We start from the raw sequence: 18,644 nt of genomic DNA, 5'->3' as shown, positions 1-18,644 counted from the left end.
CTGCGCGAACATTATGGTATCGCCCAGCAAGACGGTATCCAGCTGAAAGACTACCCGACGATTCGCCACTGTATTAAATTTGTTTTGAACAATGCGGGAGCTTCTGCTCCGGCAGTGCAACCGGCACCTGTTCCGACTGTAACTCCGACGGTTGCGGTTCCTGTAGCTCAGCCTGCTCCTGTAGCGGCCGCGAAACCTGCCGCCGCTTTGGATGAAGCGACGGTGACGAAAGAAGTCGTCGCGATGGTCGCCGAAAAAACGGGTTATCCCGAAGATATGCTTGATATTGATCTTGATATGGAAGCTGACCTCGGTATTGATACGGTCAAACAAGCCGAACTGTTTGCTTCTCTGCGCGAACATTATGGTATCGCCCAGCAGGAAGGTATCCAGCTCAAAGACTATCCGACGATCCGCCACTGCATTAAATTTGTACTCTCTAATGCGGGAGCTTCTGCTCCGGCAGTGCAACCGGCACCTGTTCCGACTGTAACTCCGACGGTTGCGGTTCCTGTAGCTCAGCCTGCTCCTGTAGCGGCCCCGCAGGCCGCGGTGGCCGCGAAACCTGCCGCCGCTTTGGATGAAGCGACGGTAACGAAAGAAGTCGTCGCGATGGTCGCTGAAAAAACGGGTTACCCCGAAGACATGCTGGATCTCGACCTGGATATGGAAGCCGACCTTGGTATCGACACGGTCAAACAAGCCGAATTGTTTGCCGCGATGCGCGAACATTATGGTATCGCCCAGCAGGAAGGCATCCAGCTGAAAGACTACCCGACGATCCGCCACTGCATTAACTTTGTTTTGAATAACGCGGGTGCCGCATCCGCCGCTTCTGTAGTGGCTCCGGCTCCTGCCGCCCAACCTGCCGCGCAGACCACGGTAGCTCCGGTTGCCCAGCCCGCGCCGGTTGTAGCTCCTGTAGCGGCCCCGCAGGCCGCGGTGGCCGCGAAACCTGCCGCCGCTTTGGATGAAGCGACGGTAACGAAAGAAGTCGTCGCGATGGTCGCTGAAAAAACGGGTTACCCCGAAGACATGCTGGATCTCGACCTGGATATGGAAGCCGACCTTGGTATCGACACGGTCAAACAAGCCGAATTGTTTGCCGCGATGCGCGAACATTATGGTATCGCCCAGCAGGAAGGCATCCAGCTGAAAGACTACCCGACGATCCGCCACTGCATTAACTTTGTTTTGAATAACGCGGGTGCCGCATCCGCCGCTTCTGTGGCTGCTCCGGCTCCTGCCGCCCAACCTGCCGCGCAGGCCACGGTGGCCCCGCAGGCCGCGGCGGCTCCGGCCGCAGAAACCGCGCCTGCCGCCCAAGCCCCGGCTCAGCCGGCGGTAGTGGAACAGGACAACGGTTTGCCCAAAATCCACGTGGCAACGGTGCAGGAAGCTGTTCCCACCGCGGATAAAGTGGAAAAACCGTCCGAAGATATGCTGACTACCAACCCTACCGCGCCGATTAAACTGCACGAATCGCTGGCTGAGCGTCCGGAACGCGAAGGTTACGCGGGCGAACATTGCCACGAGAAAAAACTGCGTAGCGTAACGGTGGTGGCTCCGGCTCCGCTGTCCGAACGGGAAAACAGACGGCTGTCCAAAGACCGCACGGTCCTCATCTTTGCCGACAATTCCCAGCTGATTAAAGCGTATACGGAAGAATGCAAAGAACTGGGCGTTAAATACCACGTGTTTACCACGCTCAAAACCCGCAGCAAAAACACCACGATCGTAAACTGGGAATCGTACGAAGAAACTGAAGCGGCCTTGAAAGAATACGCCGCCGAGGATCCGAACATCCAAGGTATCGTGTATCTGCTCGGGGCGAGCGTTAAGAAATTTGATAAAAAAGCCAGCCCGCACGCCGAACTGACCAAATACGTTATGCCGCTGTTCATTGCGCTTCGCGTATTTGAAAAAGGTCTTTCCAACCGCGCGGACGCCGATACGTTCTTTGCCGTCAACACCAAGATTGACGGAACCTTCGGCTATACCACGGGCGAAGAATTCAACCCGATTTCCGGCGCGCTGTGCGGCGGCGTAACCTGCTACCGCAAAGACGTGTACGAACGCACCGGAGCGATTGCCAAACTGTTGGATTTTGAACCTGCAGCCACGCCGGACGAAATGGCCCAGAAAACGATGGACGAAGTGCTCCACGGCGATCTGCGCCTGATGATCGGTACGTTAAACGGAGAACGCTCCACGATTCTGTCTGTTCCCGTGCGCTTGGATCGCAGCCAGAAACGCTTTGACCTTACGGGCAAAACCGTCATCTTTACGGGGGCGGGCCGCGGTATCGGCGCGATGCTGTCGCAGAAACTGGCTGCCCAGTACAAGAGCAAAATCATCGTCTTGGATATTATCGAAATTCAGGAAAAAACGCCCCTCTGGGCCACGATGAACGAAGCCGAACTGGCCGCGCTCAAAAAACAAATCTGGGAAGATTTAAAGGCGGACCCGACCCAGAAAGCCACTCCCGTCTTGTTGGAACGCGCTTTCGGCCGCGTGAAAGATTCCATTACGCTCTACAACAACTTGCAGAAACTGCGCGAGTTGGGCAGCGAAGTGGAATACTATCACTGCGACGTGCTTAACAGCTCGATGGTAAAAGAAGTCTGCACCAAGATTAAAGCCAAAAACGGCCGCGTGGACGGACTGATCCACTTTGCTGGTCTCGAACGCTCCAAACTGATTTACGATAAAGATCCGGCGGAATACTACCGTATCTTTGACGTAAAAGCGACGAGCTTCGCGTCCTTCTTGGCCAACAACATCGTGCGCGAAAAAGGCTTCTTCGCTTTCGCTTCCTCCATTGCCGGCAAATACGGCAACTTGGGACAGAGCGACTACGCCTCCGCCAACGACTATTTGGCTAAATCCGCCTTCTCGCTGACCAACCAAGGCTACCGCGCCATCGCGATTGCTATGAGCGCCTACAAAAACGTGGGTATGGGCGTAAGAGCCGGCGTGGAAACCTTCCTGCGCTCCAACGGCGTGGACTTTGTGGACCCCGAAGACGGTATGCAGATCTTCTTGGACGAAATCGTGTACGGCAACGTGCCCGAAATCGTTCTGACGGGTTCCTTGGGCCGCTTGGACTGGGATCATCAGCACCGTTTGGAAATGGATGAAATCGTCCCCACGGGCGCGCAAAACGCGCCCAAGGGCGGCGATGACAACGCGAACGGCGGTTCCGGCTCTGCCGCTGCCGTAACGCCAGCCGCACCCGCATCCGCCGCACCTGCGGCCAATGCCAAACATTTTTTGGGAAATGTAACATCTTTGCAGGAACGCTCGGAAATTCATTTGGAAAAAGAATTTAATTTGGATTCCGATCCGTATCTAGCTGATCACGCCATAGAAGGTACACCTTACGTCCCCGGGGTAATGGGTATTGAAACTTTTATGGAAACCGCCAACGCGCTTTTGGGGCAGGTTCCGCAGGGTCTTAAAGATGTTCATTTCTACCTGCCGATTAAACTTTTGCGCAACCGCCCGCAGGCCGTGCGCGTAATCGGTAAAGCCAGCGGAAATGAAGCGTCCATGGAAATCGAATCCGATTTCATCAACAGCAAAGGCGTAAAAATGGGTAACACCCGCCGCCACTTTACCGCTAAAACATTAGGTACGTTTACTTCTAATTGGGAAAGCGTAAAAGCCGAAGCAATGAGCGGACTTGCCGGAACGTATGCAGTCAGTAAAGAAGAAATTTATCAAAAATACTTCCACGGTCCGTCTTTCCAAGTATTGGGCGGTATCATCCGCGTGGATAAACATTCTTCTTTGGCCGTGTATAACACGACACCGCGTCCCCAATGGAATGATGCGCCCCGCACGCTCTTGGCTAATCCGATGTTAATTGAAGCGGCGTTCCAATGCTGCGGATTTCAGGATATGAGCATTGAACATAAAATGACGCTGCCCGACGGTATCGCCGAAGTAGCCGTATTCAACCGCCAAGTTCCGCCTGCCCAGCTGTACTTGTACGGCGTAAACCGTGGCGCCACTGCCGACGGAAAAACGCTGCACGACGCCTACGTGTTCGACGCGCAGGGCAACGTGTGGGTGGAAATCCACGGGTATCAGGCCATTGGCCAATAATGCGGCGTAATGCCTTATCAATTAAAAGTCGTTGATTTATCCGGTCTGCCTCCGGCCGACGGTATTTTAAGCGAGAGGGAACGGGCGTTTTACGAAACGCTCCGTTTCCCCAAGCGGCGTACCGAATGGCTCGGGGGCAGATTTGCGTTAAAGCAACTGGCGGCCGAAGTTTTTGGAAAAACGGATTTGCGTCAGGTGGAAGTATTGCCGCACGAAAGCGGCAAACCCGTTTTATGGGTTGGAGGAGATCCGTGTCACTTAGCGTTTAGTATTACGCACAGCAGCGGCTATGCCGCCGCCGCTGTCAGCACGACAAACAAGTTTTTGGGAATTGATTTGGAAAAAACGGAACACCGCATAGAAGCGTGGGCGAAGGATTTTTTTCATCCGTCCGAATTGACGGACGGGAGCGACGCTTTTTTAACCGCGCTTTGGACGCAGAAAGAAGCGCTTGTAAAACTACTGGGAACGGGCCTTTCGCTGAATAGTTACGAAGTGCGGTGCGTAAACGGAATCCCGCAGTTTTTCGGTTCCGCACAGGATGCATATAGTGCACTCGGCGCGCCGGAAATTTCGGTGCACACGTGCGAACTTATTTCCGGCTTTATGTTTTCCGCCGCATATGGAAACAGAGTTTCCGGCGGACGTTAAGCACATATATTTAGTAAAATAGAAATATACGGATTTCGGAGGGAGTATGATAGAACTTTTTGAGGACCCCAGACTGGACAAGCCGTCGGACCAACCCGCTCCGGCCAGCTTGGTTAAGTTTAGACAAATTTCCCAAGACGCCTTAAAAGGCGCCGGCGAGGCGCGCATCAAAGCCCAGAAAGACAAAGGCAAGATGACCGCCCGCGAACGTATTTCTTATTTGCTTGATAAAGACAGCTTTTTTGAAATCAAAAGTTTAATGGAAAGCTCTTGCAGCGATTTCGGCATTAAAGATAAACACATCAAAGGCGACGGCGTAATTACCGGTTTCGGCCGTATTAACGGACGCGAAGTGGCGCTTTTTGCACAGGATTTTACACAGCTGGGCGGATCCTTGGGATTGGCGCACGCACAGAAAATCGCTGCGCTGATGGACCGCGCAATAGAAGCCAAAATTCCGGTCATCGGTTTGTTTGACTCCGGCGGCGCACGCATACAGGAAGGGGTGGACAGCTTAAACGGTTACGGCGAAATTTTCTACCGCAACGTAAAAGCGTCCGGTGTAATTCCTCAGATTTCTGTTATTTTAGGGCCCTGTGCGGGTGGGGCGGCGTATTCTCCGGCCTTGACTGATTTTATTTTTATGGTGGAAGGCATCAGCCACATGTTCATCACCGGTCCGGGCGCGGTAAAAGCCGCCACCGGCGAAGAGGTGGATTTTGATACGCTTGGCGGCTCCCAGCCCCACAGCGAAAAAAGCGGCGTGTGCCAATTTGTCGCTAAGTCCGAACAGGATTGCTTCCGCCAAGTGCGCGAATTGTTATCCTTCCTGCCGCAAAACTGCGAGGAGAAACCTCCGCTTGATACGACGAGCGATTTAGTCGGCCGTTCCGTGCCGGTGCTGGAAAGCATTTGCGCGATGGATCCTAAAAAAGCGTTTCGTATTCATCACGTCATCTGGCGTTTGGCGGATGATTTTGCTTTTTTTGAAATTCATCAAAATTTCGCCAAGAATGTAGTGACGGGGTTTATCCGTATGGGCGGACAGGTGGTGGGCGTAGTGGCCAACAATCCAGCTTGTATGGGTGGCGCGCTTGATTGCGACGCCAGCGACAAAGCTGCGCGTTTTATCCGTTTTTTAAATGCTTTCAATATTCCTCTTTTAACGCTGGTCGATACCGGCGGCTATCTGCCCGGGGTGGAACAGGAGCACGGCGGTATCATTCGCCACGGCGCGAAACTGTTGTACGCATATTCCGAAGCGTCTATTCCGAAAGTAACGCTCGTCCTTCGCAAAGCGTACGGCGGCGCGTATATTGCTATGGGTTCTAAATACTTGCGTGGGGATTTTAACTTTGCTTTCCCCAGCGCAGAGATCGCCGTTATGGGGCCGCGCGGCGCGGTGGAAATTTTGTATTCGCGCGATTTGAAAAAAGAAACCGACGAAGCCAAAAAAGAAGAGCTGAAGCAGAAAATGACGCAGGAATACTCCGACAAATTTGCTTCCCCTTATCAAGCGGCTTCTAACGGGTCTATTGATGAAATCATTGAGCCTGCTGATGCGCGTACCAAAATTATCCGTGCGTTTCAGGTGCTCAAAGACAAGCGCAACCCGAAGAATAATCCGCACAAAGGGAACATACCGTTGTAACATAACGCCTGTTAGTATTCTATAATTGGCAGAACGGGCAGAAAGTATTTTTCTGCCCGTTCTTGCTGTCTAAAGAAAACGCCCCGGATGAAGTTGTTCAGGGCGTTTTGGTAATGGGTTTATCGGCCACTTTCTAAAGTCATACGTTTTACTTTATCGTTAAATGCGTCGGCTTGCTTTAATTCTTCGAGCGTTATGTGCATACGGTAACGCCAGTAATGGCGCGGGTTGGCGGGAATGTTAATACGTTCCCCGTCCGCATCCATTCTGCGCAGTTTTTCGTCCATAGACGTCCAGTCTTGAAACGACAACAGCGCCAGCATAGACGGGCTTTCTAAATGCAGGCGGACGATTTCTTCGCAGATTTTTCCGTCCGCTTCCGCTGGTGCGCCGCCTTCTCGTTCTAATACGCTGTTGTAGAATTTTTGCGTTATTTCGGGCGATTCTTTCCACCAGCCGCGTATGACGGACATATCGTGCGTGGACGGTGTGGCGACGGAAAGATACGGATAATGCTTGGTGTCTGCGAAGGTTTCTCCCAGTCGTTTTGGCATACGTTCAATTTCTAAGCTGAGCATTTGAAGTTGTTGCATCACTTCGGGCACCGAGTCAGGTATCATTCCCAGATCTTCGGCACAGCACAATAGCCGCGTGCTTTGAATGAGCGGGGGCAATTTCTGGAGAGCTTCGTGCTTCCAAAACTCATTGTGACGGCGGAAGAAATAATCGTTATATAACCGAACGAATGCTTCTTTTTCCGTCGCGGAAAGCGCGGCAAACGCACCGTCCGACAGTGCGGAAATGCGCGGATGAAATTTGTTTAAGTCCGTGCGGTCCGGCACAAAAAGCACATTGGATACAAGAGAATAAAGCCCGCTTCGCAAGGCGTTTGTCTTTTCGTCATTTTTCCCTTCTAAAGCTGATTCTATTTTGCGTTGGGAGTCGTATTCCCGTCGTAGGGCAAAACGGCTGTTTCCGGCGGGTATTAAGAAGCGTTGTTTGGCTTCTTCGGCCAAATCGCCGAATTTTTCCGTTAGGTATTCTTCGGAAATATATGGTTTTAAAAAATCCTCTTTAAACGTCAGCCCGTAGCGCTGGATTTCTTCACGATTCATAGGTAATGCGGGGGTAAACTGTCCCAAAAGGCCTTGCACACTATGCGCCGGAATTTCCCAAATGCGGAAAAATCCGAGCACGTGGTCAATTCGGTATGCGTCAAAATAGCGTGCCATATGGGTAAAGCGGCGTCTCCACCAACGGTAACCGTCTTGGGCCATTACGTCCCAGTTATAGGTGGGAAATCCCCAGTTTTGGCCGGTGGCGGAAAAGTCGTCCGGCGGGGCACCGGCTTGTGCGTTCAAATTAAAATAAGCTTTTTCCGTCCAAGCTTCCACGCTGTTGGGGGAAATACCAATCGGAATATCTCCTTTTAGAATAACGCCTTTTTCCCGTGCGCGGCGCGTGGCTTTTAGCAACTGCGTATGCAGGATAAATTGCACATAATACCAAAAGTTAATTTCTGATATGTCGGGCGATGTAGGTGCCGTAAATTGTTTAAGCTCCTGCGGTGAAAAGCTTCCGTGCTCCGGCCACGCCGTAAAATCGGCTGTTTGGTAGCGGTCCCGCAATACGCAGAACATAGCGTAGGCAGGAAGCCAGTGGGCACTTTCTCCAAAAAAGTTTTTAAATTCTGCGGAGGCAAGCGTTTTCTCACCGTGTTGTTTGAACGCGTCGCGCAATCGTTTTAATTTTAAACGGGTGGCGGCTTCGTAATCAATTTGGTCCAACATGTTTATCTTTTTGCGTTGTGCTTCAAACTGCTGCTCCGCTTTTTTATCAAGCGGCGGAAGTTGACGCGCGTCCGCATACAGGGGGTGAAACGCGTAGACCGATACGGCGTTATAAGGATAAGAATCGCGCCAAGAGTGCGTAAGCGTGGTATCGTTAATTGGCAGAATTTGAATGACTTTTTGACCCGTTTGCGCCGCCCAGTCAGTCAATTTTTCCAGGTCTCCAAAGTCACCCGCACCCCATCCATCTTGCGATCGCAGGGCAAATACGGGCAGTACCACACCGGCGGCGCGGAATGGTGTTTTCCAATCGAATGTGGGGCGCAGATCTGCTTTTACCCACGCGTCCCCCGCAGCCAAGGAAGGAACGTCCAAAGTGCGGTTGGGGCCGCTTTCCCAAGATACCGCGCCGTCTTTGCTTTTTACGATAAATTTGTATTCAAACGGAAAACGCAGCTGTTCGGCATTGAGCGCAAGGCTCCATTCGTTGTGCTCGCCTTCCGTTAAAGGGAGTGCTTTTGCCGGATTCCAGCGGCCCAGCATTTCCGGTGCGCCGCAGATAAATAATGTTTCGTCGGGTTCCGGACGGGCCGTTTGTGCACGTAAGATGACAGTACGTTCAAACAACGGAAGCGTTTTATATACGTGTTTGCGCGGGCGGAATACGTCCGTAAAGGCAGAAGAATACAGCCAAGATTCGGTTGGCAGATCGCGCCAGCTGTCGCACAAAAAGTAGTTTGCGGCGGAGGGATTGATTTCCAGCGTGCGCGGAACGGCTTGCCATTCACGGCGCAAAGTGCTGCGGCCGGAGCGGACCTCGTAATGATAATGTAGCGTAAGCGGCTCTTTTAAAAGCAGTTGGATTTCTCCTTGCCATATTTGCCCGTCCTGCGTTGAGAGGGGGATATTGATTTTACGTTCGTTGGCTCTTGCTCTGGCGCGGTACAGAACAGCGTGGAGATTTTCGCCCCAGACCGTTCGATAGGAAAGTTGAAAAGTCAGTTTCATAATTACTCCCGCGCGGCGGTTTTATGGTCGTGCACCCAAAGCGTAAACGCGGCGGCGATAAACAGGCTGATTCCGCCCACGCCGACGGCGGCGATAGCGCTGGAGCCGAGTACGTGTTTCATAAACGGGCCAAAGAATAAGTTTACGCAAATTTGCGGAATAACGATAAAGAAGTTAAACACCCCCATATAAAAGCCCATTTTTTCAGCAGGCAGCGCGTTGGAAAGTATAGCATAGGGCATAGATAAAATACTGCTCCACGCAATGCCAATGCACACCATAGGGAAGATAAGCCCCGTTTTAGTAAATTCTACGCCAAAAAGCGTGAGACCGAGCGAGCCAAGCCCAATGCCGCCAATGGTCAAGCAGACAATGTGAATCGCTTTGGCGGAAAATTTGGTGGTCAGCCACAAAAGCGCAAACGCGAACACGAACGCCGTACCGTTGTAAATGCCAAAGCAGGAACTGCCCCAGTTGGCGGCGGTTTCGTAAGCGGCGGTACCAGGCGCGGCGTGGAACACGGCGGAGGCGATACCGGGCGTAAAATATACCCACATTACCATAAATGCAGCCCAAGTGAAGAATTGTACGACAGCAAGACGGCGCATAGTGGACGGCATAGTCATAAAAGCTTGACCCATTTCTTTAATCGTTTTAAGCGCACTAAAAGATTGTTTTTTTAAGCGATTAAATGCTTCCATATCCGCGGGGGGATATTCGGGCGTGGTTTTGACGGTGGCTAAAATTGCGGCAATCAGCACGGCCGCACCGATGTAAAACGAGTATTTAACCGTGTTGGGAATGTGCCCTAAGGGGGCCTCGGTGCTGACGCCGAGTGCCGTTAAAATCTGCGGCAGGAACGAAGCGATTACCGCGCCTGCGCCAATCATAACGCTTTGCATTGCGTAGCCGGTTTTGCGCTGGGGTTCGGGCAGTAAATCGCCCACGAACGCGCGGAAGGGTTCCATACTGACGTTGACAGAAGTATCTAAAATCCATAAAGCGATGACAGCCATCCAAATCGCCGACGCTTGCGGCATTAAAATAAGCGCAATCATAGCAAAAATAGCACCGCCCAAAAAGTACGGACGTCTTCTTCCCAATCGGCACCACGTGCGGTCGCTGTAATAACCGACGAGCGGCTGTACGAGCAGTCCTGTTACGGGGGCGGCCAGCCATAAGAGGGGAATTTGATCCTCTCTGGCACCAAGGCGCGAATAAATTGCGCTCATATTGCCCATTTGCAGCGCCCAGCCAAACTGGATGCCGAAAAAGCCTAAACACATATACATAATTTGTAAAAACGTCTTGGGAGGTCTCTGGGTTGTCATATTTCCTCTGTGTTGATTAAGATGCTGCTACTTCCCATTATAACACTATTTATTTGGCGGTGCGGAAGTATTTTCTATGAAAACGCGCTGGAGCGAAAACGCAAAGTTTGATATCATATTATATATGGAAAACGACTCTTTAGACAGCGTCAACGAGTATTTTAAACACTTGGGCAAAATCACAAAAGATATTGACCGTGAAGAAAACGCCCGATTGTGGAAGCTTGCCAAACAAGGCGACCAGGACGCCAAAAACAAAATTATGGAGATAAACTTGCGGTTGGTCATCCCGACGGCAAAGCGTTTCCAGCGTCCCGGTATGGAATTAATGGATTTAATTGAAGAAGGAAACCTCGGCCTCTTGCAAGCGATTGATAAATTTGAACCCGAAAAAGGTTACCGTTTTTCCACGTATGCCGTGTATTGGATTGAACAGTACATCCGCAAATATATTGAAGAGCAGTCCGGATCTATCAAAATTCCGTCGCACGCTTGGGGAAACTTGAAAAAGTGGTTCCGCGCGTGGAATGAGCTGAAAGAAGCCAACGGGCGTGACCCGTCCCTAAACGAAATGGCGAAGGAATTGAATTTGTCTGCGCGGCAGGTAAAATCGATTATAGATACGCTCAGCGCCGCCAAAGGCGTGGATTCCTTGGCTTCTTTGGTACACGAAGAAGACGAAACCACGCTGGAGGATTTAATCAGCGACGACGGAAAAGGCAATCCGCACGACGTTTTCGTTAAGAACGAAAGCCAACAAAGCCTTAAAAAAAGTATGGAAGATTTAAACGACCGCGATCGCCAAATCCTGATTATGCGTTACGGACTTGATGATAATGAACCGAAAACGCTTGGCGAGGTAGCCGAAATTTTGGGTTTGTCCCGCGAACGTGTGCGTCAAATTGAGGAGCGTGCGATTGGTACGCTGCGCCGCGAAGCGCTAAAAAGCGGACTTTTGGAGCCTTCTGCGGAAGATTTCCGCACGCGCAAGTTGCATAGTGCGATGCAGCCCCGCGTAAAAACGAACATTTTGGGCGAGGCCGAAGGAAAGAGCTTTTTGGATAAATTGTTAAAACAAACGCGCGAAGCGTTCGGTTCGCCCGATAAGCCGAAAAAAGCGTCCTCTAAAAAGGGGAAAGCTTCGGAGGCGAAGAGCAAAACGGAGGAAACGCCGGCTAAAAAAACGTCCGGCAAAAAATCCGTTTCCAAGCCGGCGGCGAAATACGAATCGAAGAAAACCGCTAAAAAGCCTTCCTCCAAAAAAAACAAATAATTTACGCCCCCGTAGCTCAATTGGATAGAGCGATTCCGTCCTAAGGAAGAGGTTGCGAGTTCAACTCCCGCCGGGGGTAAATTTTCTCGTCGGTATGCTGACAAATATGCTGACAAATTATTTAATCGTTGGGAGTTTTTGGATAGCGACCGACAAATCAGCAGGCGCAAGGTGCGCGTAGATTTCGGTCATTTGAATACTGCTATGTCCTAGCAGTTTTGAAACGCGGTACAAATCAACGCCGGCTTGAACAAGGTGCGATGCAAATGTATGGCGCAACTTGTGCAGGTGGCAACGGAACGGCAATGCGGCCGTTTCGTTTTCGTAATACTTGCTTAAAAAATATTTACTTTCCCGGTTAACGCCAACCGAAACAACCCAGACACCTTTTGTTTTTTTCTTCGCAGCAACGAGGGCCGAGCGCAAATCCGCGGCAAGCGGAATGTACCGGTGCTTTTCGGTTTTGTTTGGCGCGACATAGATTTGATTATTTTTGAAGTCCACATCTTCCCACTTCAATGCCGCCATTTCTCCGCGACGCAAGCCAGCACGGCAGCCAAGCAAAACAACCAACTGCCAATCCGCGTTAAAACACTTTAGAATTTGTTTTATTTCCGCGGGGGTATGAAACTCTACCCGGCCTTTACTTTCTTTGAATTTGGAAACCTTGCGCCAGTTTTGCGGAGGAATTAAATCCCAAAACTCGGCCTGCCGCATGGCAGTTTTGATAGCGCGAATAGCACGATTAAGCCCCGGAGCGTTGGGGCTTTTTATTTTTGACTTCAAAAAAATAGCGCACTCGTCCAAGAGCGCCGGCGTGATTTCATTTAAAAACTCAAGATCTGATTTAAATGCAAGTAACTTTTTAAGGCCTAGTTCAAAATGAGCGGCAGTGTCCGGTTTGCGCGTGGCCGCAAGGAACGCGCGGTACCTTTCCAAAAAAACAACCAGCGGGACTTTTGCGCTATCCGCGGCTTTTTGATTATCGATTACTTCGCTTATTTTTACCGTGGCGACGCTTTTATTGCGGGTACCCAAAGAACGGCGCACACGCCGACCGGACGGGTCGGTGTAAGATACATATTTAATGCCGGTTCTTTTGTCGGTATAGATGTGCATAAGAAAAGAAGGCAGGAACCGGACGGTACGGCTCCTGCTTTTTTATTGTTCTGGGATTTCAATGCGGAAGGAATCTCGGTCGGTTCTGTTCCAGCGGCCGAGAATAAGGCCGATGATCGTTAATGTCTCGGACACGAACGGCTTATACTTTGGGTTTAGAGAGCAAAGCCAAACACGGCCGTCTTTACCTTTCCGAATCACCTTCATACAAATACCGCTGTCCGTTTTCACGAGCATAGGTTTGCAATCAAGCGGTTCTGACATTTTGCGAATTACGCAATAGTCGCCCTTGCGAATTTCCGGTTCCAGCGAGTCGCCTATACATTTGACAACAAAGTCTCCGCCGGGAAACAACCAACGCGGGATGTCTACAAACATCTCAACATCGCGGTCGGAGTATTCCGGCAAGCCAGCCGGCACATCAGCCAAAATGGGCAACGTGACGGTATTATTCGGCGTAAGCGGAACCGCTTTCACAGCCGGAACAAACTCGTCGTCTTCATTTATGAACCAAGAATATGGTTTCCCCGTTGCAACCGCGATTTTTTTTAAGTTCTCAATATTGGGAATGCGCCGACCTTGAATCCAAACATTAACTACAGGATTAGTAATTCCTAACTTATCCGCTAGGTTTTGCTGCGTTAAACCCGCTTCTTTTATTGCTTTTCTTATTTTTTCTCCTATAGAATTTTTATCGTTCATCGTCGTAAAACCTCACAACAAAATAATACTTGACATATACTAATCATTTAGTTAGAATATGTTTAGCAAGGCGCAAGCCAAATGAAACCCGCGCAAACAACGGCAAAAAATGTTTGAAGCGGGGGGCATAAAAAGCCCCAGCATCCAACTTTTAAAAATCTCTTTCTTACGCCCCTTGCGGGCGGAGGAATACAGCAGTTCTAAAGTAGGATGCACCGATAGCGTAGGCCACCAGCCACCTTTTGCCGAGGTTTAAGCGCTATCGGTTTTATTTTACCATATTTAACCACTTTAAGAGTACATAAGGGAGTTTATGCGCGATAACCGAACCAAAGTGATGAGCACTAAAGAAGTAGCACAACTGCTAGACATCTCTCCCCGCAGAGTGCAAGAGTTAGCCGCCGCCGGACAAATCCCGTCGGTCCGCCCCAAAGGGCACAGAAAATGGGTTTTTTTGAAAAGCGTAGTGGCCCGATACATGGGGCTGAAAGAGGGGGACTTATGAGTTTTATTAAGGACTTTTGGCACACATTAACAACACCGGAAGAATGGCACACCGCAAGCGCGGTGGTCGTAGGGATTGCAGGAAGCGTTCTACTAACCCTACTTTTTATAAATGCGTTTGACGCGAATTTTTAGGGGTATCGTATGGCGAAAAGCAAACGGACCGAAATACTAAACACCTTCACAAATATCGTGAAGCGGCTCGAGGAACAGGAAAACTTCGCCCGTTACGAATTTATGGAGCGTCCCGAAATCGCTCCATATGCTAAAGGAGCCGCCGCCTCCTTCCATACCGCGGCACTAATGGTACAACTGGCCCTAAAGGAAATAGAAACTAAGTGGCCGGACAAAACTAAGAAAATTTGAAAATTCCCGGCAAAGATACCGGGCGGGGGTGGAACTCCATGACACCTACAGGTCAGAGTCTCCGATACAACTACAACCCACCCCCGAGAAAGATTTGACAGTGGGGTACAGAAGCACCTCCATAATACAAGCCCGTCGGCTCCGAGCGAGGATCGGAGTGTTGGCCGAGCAACATAACCTCGGAAGTTCTTTACAGAACCTGCGCCACACGGCGCAGAGTACGGAGAACACCCCCGACCGCGCGGAGGTATTGAAAGGCCGGTATTGCCGTGGGGTAAGTAACCCCCGCCGAATTGAAAAACAAACGGCGGTCCGTTAGAACCATCAAAAAAAAGGTTAAATTCGCTCCGGGAAACCGGAGCCAAACGGATGCCCGGGGCCGTTCAACGAGGGGAAACGACCCCCGGGCTTTTTTTAAAGGAGAAACATATGAGCGAACAATTAACACCCGACCAAGTAGCCCAAGCCCTCAAAATGGCAATGGGCCAAGTAAATAACTTAATGGGCCAGCAGGGAGTGGCCAACTCACCGGCACAGCAACCGAGTATGATGCCTGCGCCGCAACAACAAGCGACCGTATCATCCAACGGAATGCCGAATCCGACCGGTTGGAGCGTTCCACTCGAAGCGGACATCAACGGAATGACCGTGACGGTTTATGTACAGTTTCCGCCGCAAACCTTCCCGCAGTTTCAACAAATTATATCCATGATGGTAAACATGGGCTACCAAGTCCGCGGGTTCCAAAAGAGCAACGGCGGATATGGTGGCGGGAGCAATTGGAACAACCGCGGCGGAGGATATGGCGGTGGAAGCTGGAGAAACCGCGGTGGCGGGGGGTGGAGATAATGTGCCACACTGAACCTAATGTGCTCCAAGAAGCACAAGCCATCAACAACGGCCTAAAGCATTTCTGCTTTGACATTGAAACCGGGAACGCCAGCGTGGAAGATATCTCTACGAAAGCCCAAGAAACAAAACTTCCCGCCAAAGCAAAAACCGAAGAAGAAATTAAAAACGCGAAAATCGAAGCATATCAAAAGGCCGTGGATAAATCGGCCCTGTTGGACCGTGCCCCAGTTATGTGCCTAGCGGCCGCAACGGACGCCGGCAATGTGGTGTGGTCTTGCATACCGGACCCGTTCCCGGTAAAAACGATGCCGAACATGAACGCGGAAATCCGCAACTTCAAAACGGAAAAAGAAATGCTGATTGACCTGCGGGAGTGGTTGGCAGAACGAACAAGCCCCGCGACGGAAATAATCGGATTTAACAGCCGCGGGTTTGACCTGCCGAAAATGCGAAACGCATACATCCGGCACAAATTGCAACTACCGGCGATTTTCGTGCCCGGGACGAACCCTCACTTTGATGTGATGAAAGAGTACATATGTTACTACACAACGGAGTTCTCCCGCGAACAATTCGTTAAATTAAAAACAGTTCAAAGCCGGCTTGGACTTCCGCAATATAAGGAGTTCATCAGCGGAGCAGATGCCCCGCGTCTTGCGGCAGAAGGGAAAAGCAAACTGGTAATTCCATACTGCTACATGGACACGATGACAACCTACCTCGCGTATAAGTTCATGACCGGACAAATTGAAGACACCACCGAACAAGGAGCGTAATATGCCGAAAGCCAAAAAAGCCGTAGAAGTAATGCAGGAAGATGAGGTTAAAACCGACCTCGAAAAGCGTCGCCTTTTCCACGAGTTCAACGAAGAAGATTTGAATGCACTCAATGAAAAAATCGCCGAACTCACCGAAAAAAAAGAAAAGTTCGCGGACGAGTCCAAGACTATGGCCAGCATTGCCAAAGGGGCCGAAAACGAAATCAAAAAAGCCCTCAAAGACAAAGCCGAAGGCGGGGAAGAACGCGAAATGATGTGCCCGGTAATCATCAACTACACCAAAGGGACCCGGACCGTTAAACACCCCGAAACTGGAATCGTCATTGAAGAACGCCCGCTGAACACCGAAGAACGCCAGCAGGACCTATTCGCAGGCGAACAAACCGAAAATGAAAATCCGGCTGATTTGGAAGAAGGCGCAGACGCGCTCCTTGATGAAGCGCACGAAGAAGAATTGGGCGATCCGGACCAATTCAACCCGGATGAAGAATGAAACTGACAGCGAAGTCATACCTTTATGTGCCCTACCGGCCGGAGCCCCAAGCCCGGCCGAGGGCAAACTGGGAAAAAAGAGTGGTTTATTCCAAGCACCCGGATTTTTACCACTCGGTCGTTTACCACGCAAGCAAAAAACGGCCTGTAATGCCTTTTAACGGAGCGGTAAGGTTGTGCCTGCGGTTCGTTTACAAAAGGCCAGCGGTGCGAAGATTTGAAACTTATAAGACAACCAAACCGGACCTTGACAACTTGGAAAAAGCCGTCATGGACGCACTCACTACCGCGAAATGGTGGACCGACGACAGTATCGTCGTGGATAAACGGAGCGTGAAGGTTTGGGGGGACGCAGACTACTGCGAAATTTTAGCCGAGCAAATAAGCAATATCGGCCGATTTGGGGACTGAAATGAAAATACAGAAGACAGGGTACATCAAACTGCACCGGCGCTTTTTAACAAGCAAAGTGCGCGAACTAAACAGCGCCACGGTATGCCTGTTCATTAACCTTTTGCTTTTAGCGGATAAAAACGGGGAGATAAATTCAACCTTGAGAGAACTGCAAGAAACGCTAAAAATTGGCTCAAAAAATACTATTTTGGGGGGCCTGAAAGCATTAGAAAAAGTTAGTGCAGTAAGCGTAGTTAGTAAGCCAAATTTAACCATAACGGTCACAAATTGGAACACCTATCAAGCCAAAAACAGCGGTTCAAAAACTGAACCGAGCGGTTCAAAAAGTGAACCGCCTGCGGTTCAAAAAATGAACCAAATCGGTTCAAAAAGTGAACCGCAACAAATACATAAGGTACCCGTGCCTTATTTAGATTTTAAGAATAATAAGAATATTTTTTATATGAAAGAAAAAAATATTCTCAATTTCCAAGACCCCCAAACCGACCTTGAAAAATTGGCCCTTTATTATTTGACCGGAACCAACCACCCGGGGTTAAAGAAAGTAAACAACAACAAAATCCTAAACGCGGCAATCCGGATGGACATCCCGCACTTGGAAACTGTACTGGCCAACTGCCAAGACCTAGAACAAGCCAAAAAGTGCGTGGCCCGGTATGTCCGGAAGGCCAAAGGGACTTATTCACTTTACTACTTGGCATGCCAAATCAACAGCATACGCCAAGAACTTGAGAGCGAGGAACATAGACATGGCTAACTTCACAGGGCCCGATGTATGCGGGCCGGACGGAATGAGCGGAGGGTTCAAAACCCCGAGCCCAGCATTGTGCCCCCGGTGCAATGACTACGGGAAGGCATCCTTCCCAATCTTCGTGGCAATCAAAGTCGGAACCCCAATGGTGCATGTTTGCAACGCCAGCGTGTGCCTAACCTGCCACGAAGGAAACAAAAAAGGGCGTCTTGTTTGCCTTTTTACCGGCGATTATGCGAAGCCCGACTTTGCGTGCCGCGGTGCAAAATTGCCCGCCGGATTGCTCCTGTCGGATCTCCACCGCGAACTGTTGGAACACCCAACGCGCCGGTGGTTTACCTACCACGAACTCATCGCGAACAGAGGAACAAAAAATGCTTAAAGTCTCACACGAAACAATCAGCAAACACCAAACGGTGTACCTTTCCGGCCCGATGAGCGGGCTGCCGGATTACAACCGGGCCGCTTTTAACCTGCGAGCCGAAGCGTTCAAAGCCCTCGGCTACAGCGTGAACAACCCTGCCGACATCAGCGTAACCCACGGGACCGACAAATCGTATGGCTTTTATTTCAAACGCGCCCTGCGCTTGATGCTCGAAAGCGATGTCGTTTATGTTTTCGGCGACACCAGCAACTCCGCCGGAGTCCAAATGGAACTCAAAGTGGCGGAAATGGCCGGAATGCCGATCGTCCGGGAGGAACAGCATGGTTAGAAAATTAAGCCCGGAAGAAAAACTGCTGGAAGAAGGCCGGACACAATGCGGAAACTTCCGCGAACACGCAGATAACTGCCGGCAATGTGCACTACACGGCGCGTACAAATTCTGCCGAAACTTCAAACAAAGAAAAAA

17 protein-coding genes and 1 tRNA gene are annotated in these 18,644 nt (G+C 50.6%); 14 read left to right on the top strand and 4 right to left on the bottom strand.

Annotated features, from left to right (window positions below; translation table 11 throughout):
• From ACI351_RS06170 to ACI351_RS06160, 3 genes are all read left to right on the top strand, one after another.
• Window positions 1–4,110 (top strand): SDR family NAD(P)-dependent oxidoreductase (locus ACI351_RS06170; RefSeq protein ID WP_439734375.1); only part of this gene is annotated, 4,110 nt, incomplete at its 5' end.
• A 9-nt stretch (window positions 4,111–4,119) separates the two neighbouring features.
• Window positions 4,120–4,761 carry a 4'-phosphopantetheinyl transferase family protein gene (locus ACI351_RS06165; protein ID WP_439734374.1) on the top strand — a complete coding sequence of 214 codons (642 nt, stop codon included), beginning with the start codon at window positions 4,120–4,122 and terminating at the stop codon, window positions 4,759–4,761.
• A gap of 46 nt (window positions 4,762–4,807) precedes the next feature.
• Complete coding sequence (locus tag ACI351_RS06160) at window positions 4,808–6,412, top strand: acyl-CoA carboxylase subunit beta (RefSeq protein WP_439734373.1); 1,605 nt, start codon at window positions 4,808–4,810, stop codon at window positions 6,410–6,412.
• Window positions 6,413–6,531: 119 nt separating this feature from the next.
• Here the strand turns inward: ACI351_RS06160 and ACI351_RS06155 are convergent, their stop codons facing one another.
• A complete protein-coding gene (locus ACI351_RS06155) occupies window positions 6,532–9,210 on the bottom strand; it encodes a 4-alpha-glucanotransferase (protein ID WP_439734372.1) in 2,679 nt (892 codons plus the stop codon).
• Window positions 9,211–9,212: 2 nt separating this feature from the next.
• Window positions 9,213–10,502 (bottom strand): MFS transporter, encoded by a 1,290-nt coding sequence (locus ACI351_RS06150; RefSeq protein WP_439734371.1) that lies wholly within the window; start codon window positions 10,500–10,502, stop codon window positions 9,213–9,215.
• Window positions 10,503–10,665: 163 nt separating this feature from the next.
• On the opposite strand from ACI351_RS06150, the gene ACI351_RS06145 reads away from it, so the two are divergent.
• Entirely contained in the window at window positions 10,666–11,814 is a 1,149-nt protein-coding gene (locus ACI351_RS06145; RefSeq protein WP_439734370.1) for a sigma-70 family RNA polymerase sigma factor, read from the top strand.
• A gap of 5 nt (window positions 11,815–11,819) precedes the next feature.
• Window positions 11,820–11,893: transfer RNA gene (locus tag ACI351_RS06140), tRNA-Arg, on the top strand.
• 38 nt (window positions 11,894–11,931) lie between these two features.
• Here the strand turns inward: ACI351_RS06140 and ACI351_RS06135 are convergent.
• Together ACI351_RS06135 and ACI351_RS06130 are read right to left on the bottom strand one after the other, a co-directional pair.
• Entirely contained in the window at window positions 11,932–12,933 is a 1,002-nt protein-coding gene (locus ACI351_RS06135) for a tyrosine-type recombinase/integrase (protein ID WP_439734369.1), read from the bottom strand.
• Window positions 12,934–12,975: 42 nt separating this feature from the next.
• Window positions 12,976–13,635, bottom strand: coding sequence for a LexA family protein (locus tag ACI351_RS06130; RefSeq protein ID WP_439734368.1), 660 nt, complete (start codon window positions 13,633–13,635; stop codon window positions 12,976–12,978).
• Between the two features lie 313 nt (window positions 13,636–13,948).
• On the opposite strand from ACI351_RS06130, the gene ACI351_RS06125 reads away from it, so the two are divergent.
• The 9 genes from ACI351_RS06125 to ACI351_RS06085 all read left to right on the top strand — a co-directional run bounded on the left by ACI351_RS06125 (window position 13,949) and on the right by ACI351_RS06085 (window position 18,506).
• Window positions 13,949–14,140, top strand: a complete 192-nt coding sequence (locus ACI351_RS06125) for a helix-turn-helix domain-containing protein (RefSeq protein ID WP_439734366.1) — start codon at window positions 13,949–13,951, stop codon at window positions 14,138–14,140.
• Window positions 14,141–14,283: 143 nt separating this feature from the next.
• Window positions 14,284–14,505: a hypothetical protein gene (locus ACI351_RS06120; RefSeq protein ID WP_439734365.1), complete on the top strand. Its 222-nt coding sequence runs from the start codon at window positions 14,284–14,286 to the stop codon at window positions 14,503–14,505.
• A 429-nt stretch (window positions 14,506–14,934) separates the two neighbouring features.
• Window positions 14,935–15,354, top strand: coding sequence for a hypothetical protein (locus tag ACI351_RS06115; RefSeq protein ID WP_439734364.1), 420 nt, complete (start codon window positions 14,935–14,937; stop codon window positions 15,352–15,354).
• Window positions 15,354–16,133 carry a ribonuclease H-like domain-containing protein gene (locus ACI351_RS06110; protein ID WP_439734363.1) on the top strand — a complete coding sequence of 260 codons (780 nt, stop codon included), beginning with the start codon at window positions 15,354–15,356 and terminating at the stop codon, window positions 16,131–16,133. The genes ACI351_RS06115 and ACI351_RS06110 overlap by 1 nt, the downstream gene beginning before the upstream one ends.
• Window position 16,134: 1 nt before the next feature.
• Window positions 16,135–16,629: a hypothetical protein gene (locus ACI351_RS06105; RefSeq protein ID WP_439734362.1), complete on the top strand. Its 495-nt coding sequence runs from the start codon at window positions 16,135–16,137 to the stop codon at window positions 16,627–16,629.
• A complete protein-coding gene (locus ACI351_RS06100) occupies window positions 16,626–17,039 on the top strand; it encodes a RusA family crossover junction endodeoxyribonuclease (protein ID WP_439734361.1) in 414 nt (137 codons plus the stop codon). Before ACI351_RS06105 ends, ACI351_RS06100 begins: the two co-directional genes overlap by 4 nt.
• A gap of 58 nt (window positions 17,040–17,097) precedes the next feature.
• Window positions 17,098–17,799: a hypothetical protein gene (locus ACI351_RS06095; RefSeq protein WP_439734360.1), complete on the top strand. Its 702-nt coding sequence runs from the start codon at window positions 17,098–17,100 to the stop codon at window positions 17,797–17,799.
• A gap of 139 nt (window positions 17,800–17,938) precedes the next feature.
• Entirely contained in the window at window positions 17,939–18,175 is a 237-nt protein-coding gene (locus ACI351_RS06090) for a hypothetical protein (RefSeq protein WP_439734359.1), read from the top strand.
• Window positions 18,168–18,506, top strand: coding sequence for a DUF4406 domain-containing protein (locus tag ACI351_RS06085; RefSeq protein ID WP_439734358.1), 339 nt, complete (start codon window positions 18,168–18,170; stop codon window positions 18,504–18,506). Before ACI351_RS06090 ends, ACI351_RS06085 begins: the two co-directional genes overlap by 8 nt.
• Window positions 18,507–18,644 lie beyond the last annotated feature (138 nt).

Source organism: Candidatus Avelusimicrobium sp. (assembly GCF_051874775.1).
Classification (GTDB): Bacteria; Elusimicrobiota; Elusimicrobia; order Elusimicrobiales; family Elusimicrobiaceae; genus Avelusimicrobium.
The sequence above is the reverse complement of the archived record's forward strand: the minus strand, read 5'-3'. Positions and strand labels throughout refer to the sequence as shown.

Coding starts and splice junctions, on each gene's coding strand:
- ACI351_RS06120 (WP_439734365.1), top strand. CDS start 14,284: ATGGCGAAAAGCAAACGGACCGAAATACTAAACACCTTCACAAATATC.
- ACI351_RS06105 (WP_439734362.1), top strand. CDS start 16,135: ATGCCGAAAGCCAAAAAAGCCGTAGAAGTAATGCAGGAAGATGAGGTT.
- ACI351_RS06150 (WP_439734371.1), bottom strand. CDS start 10,502: ATGTATATGTGTTTAGGCTTTTTCGGCATCCAGTTTGGCTGGGCGCTG.
- ACI351_RS06155 (WP_439734372.1), bottom strand. CDS start 9,210: ATGAAACTGACTTTTCAACTTTCCTATCGAACGGTCTGGGGCGAAAAT.
- ACI351_RS06085 (WP_439734358.1), top strand. CDS start 18,168: ATGCTTAAAGTCTCACACGAAACAATCAGCAAACACCAAACGGTGTAC.
- ACI351_RS06125 (WP_439734366.1), top strand. CDS start 13,949: ATGCGCGATAACCGAACCAAAGTGATGAGCACTAAAGAAGTAGCACAA.
- ACI351_RS06160 (WP_439734373.1), top strand. CDS start 4,808: ATGATAGAACTTTTTGAGGACCCCAGACTGGACAAGCCGTCGGACCAA.
- ACI351_RS06145 (WP_439734370.1), top strand. CDS start 10,666: ATGGAAAACGACTCTTTAGACAGCGTCAACGAGTATTTTAAACACTTG.
- ACI351_RS06100 (WP_439734361.1), top strand. CDS start 16,626: ATGAAACTGACAGCGAAGTCATACCTTTATGTGCCCTACCGGCCGGAG.
- ACI351_RS06130 (WP_439734368.1), bottom strand. CDS start 13,635: ATGAACGATAAAAATTCTATAGGAGAAAAAATAAGAAAAGCAATAAAA.
- ACI351_RS06135 (WP_439734369.1), bottom strand. CDS start 12,933: ATGCACATCTATACCGACAAAAGAACCGGCATTAAATATGTATCTTAC.
- ACI351_RS06115 (WP_439734364.1), top strand. CDS start 14,935: ATGAGCGAACAATTAACACCCGACCAAGTAGCCCAAGCCCTCAAAATG.
- ACI351_RS06165 (WP_439734374.1), top strand. CDS start 4,120: ATGCCTTATCAATTAAAAGTCGTTGATTTATCCGGTCTGCCTCCGGCC.
- ACI351_RS06110 (WP_439734363.1), top strand. CDS start 15,354: ATGTGCCACACTGAACCTAATGTGCTCCAAGAAGCACAAGCCATCAAC.
- ACI351_RS06090 (WP_439734359.1), top strand. CDS start 17,939: ATGGTGCATGTTTGCAACGCCAGCGTGTGCCTAACCTGCCACGAAGGA.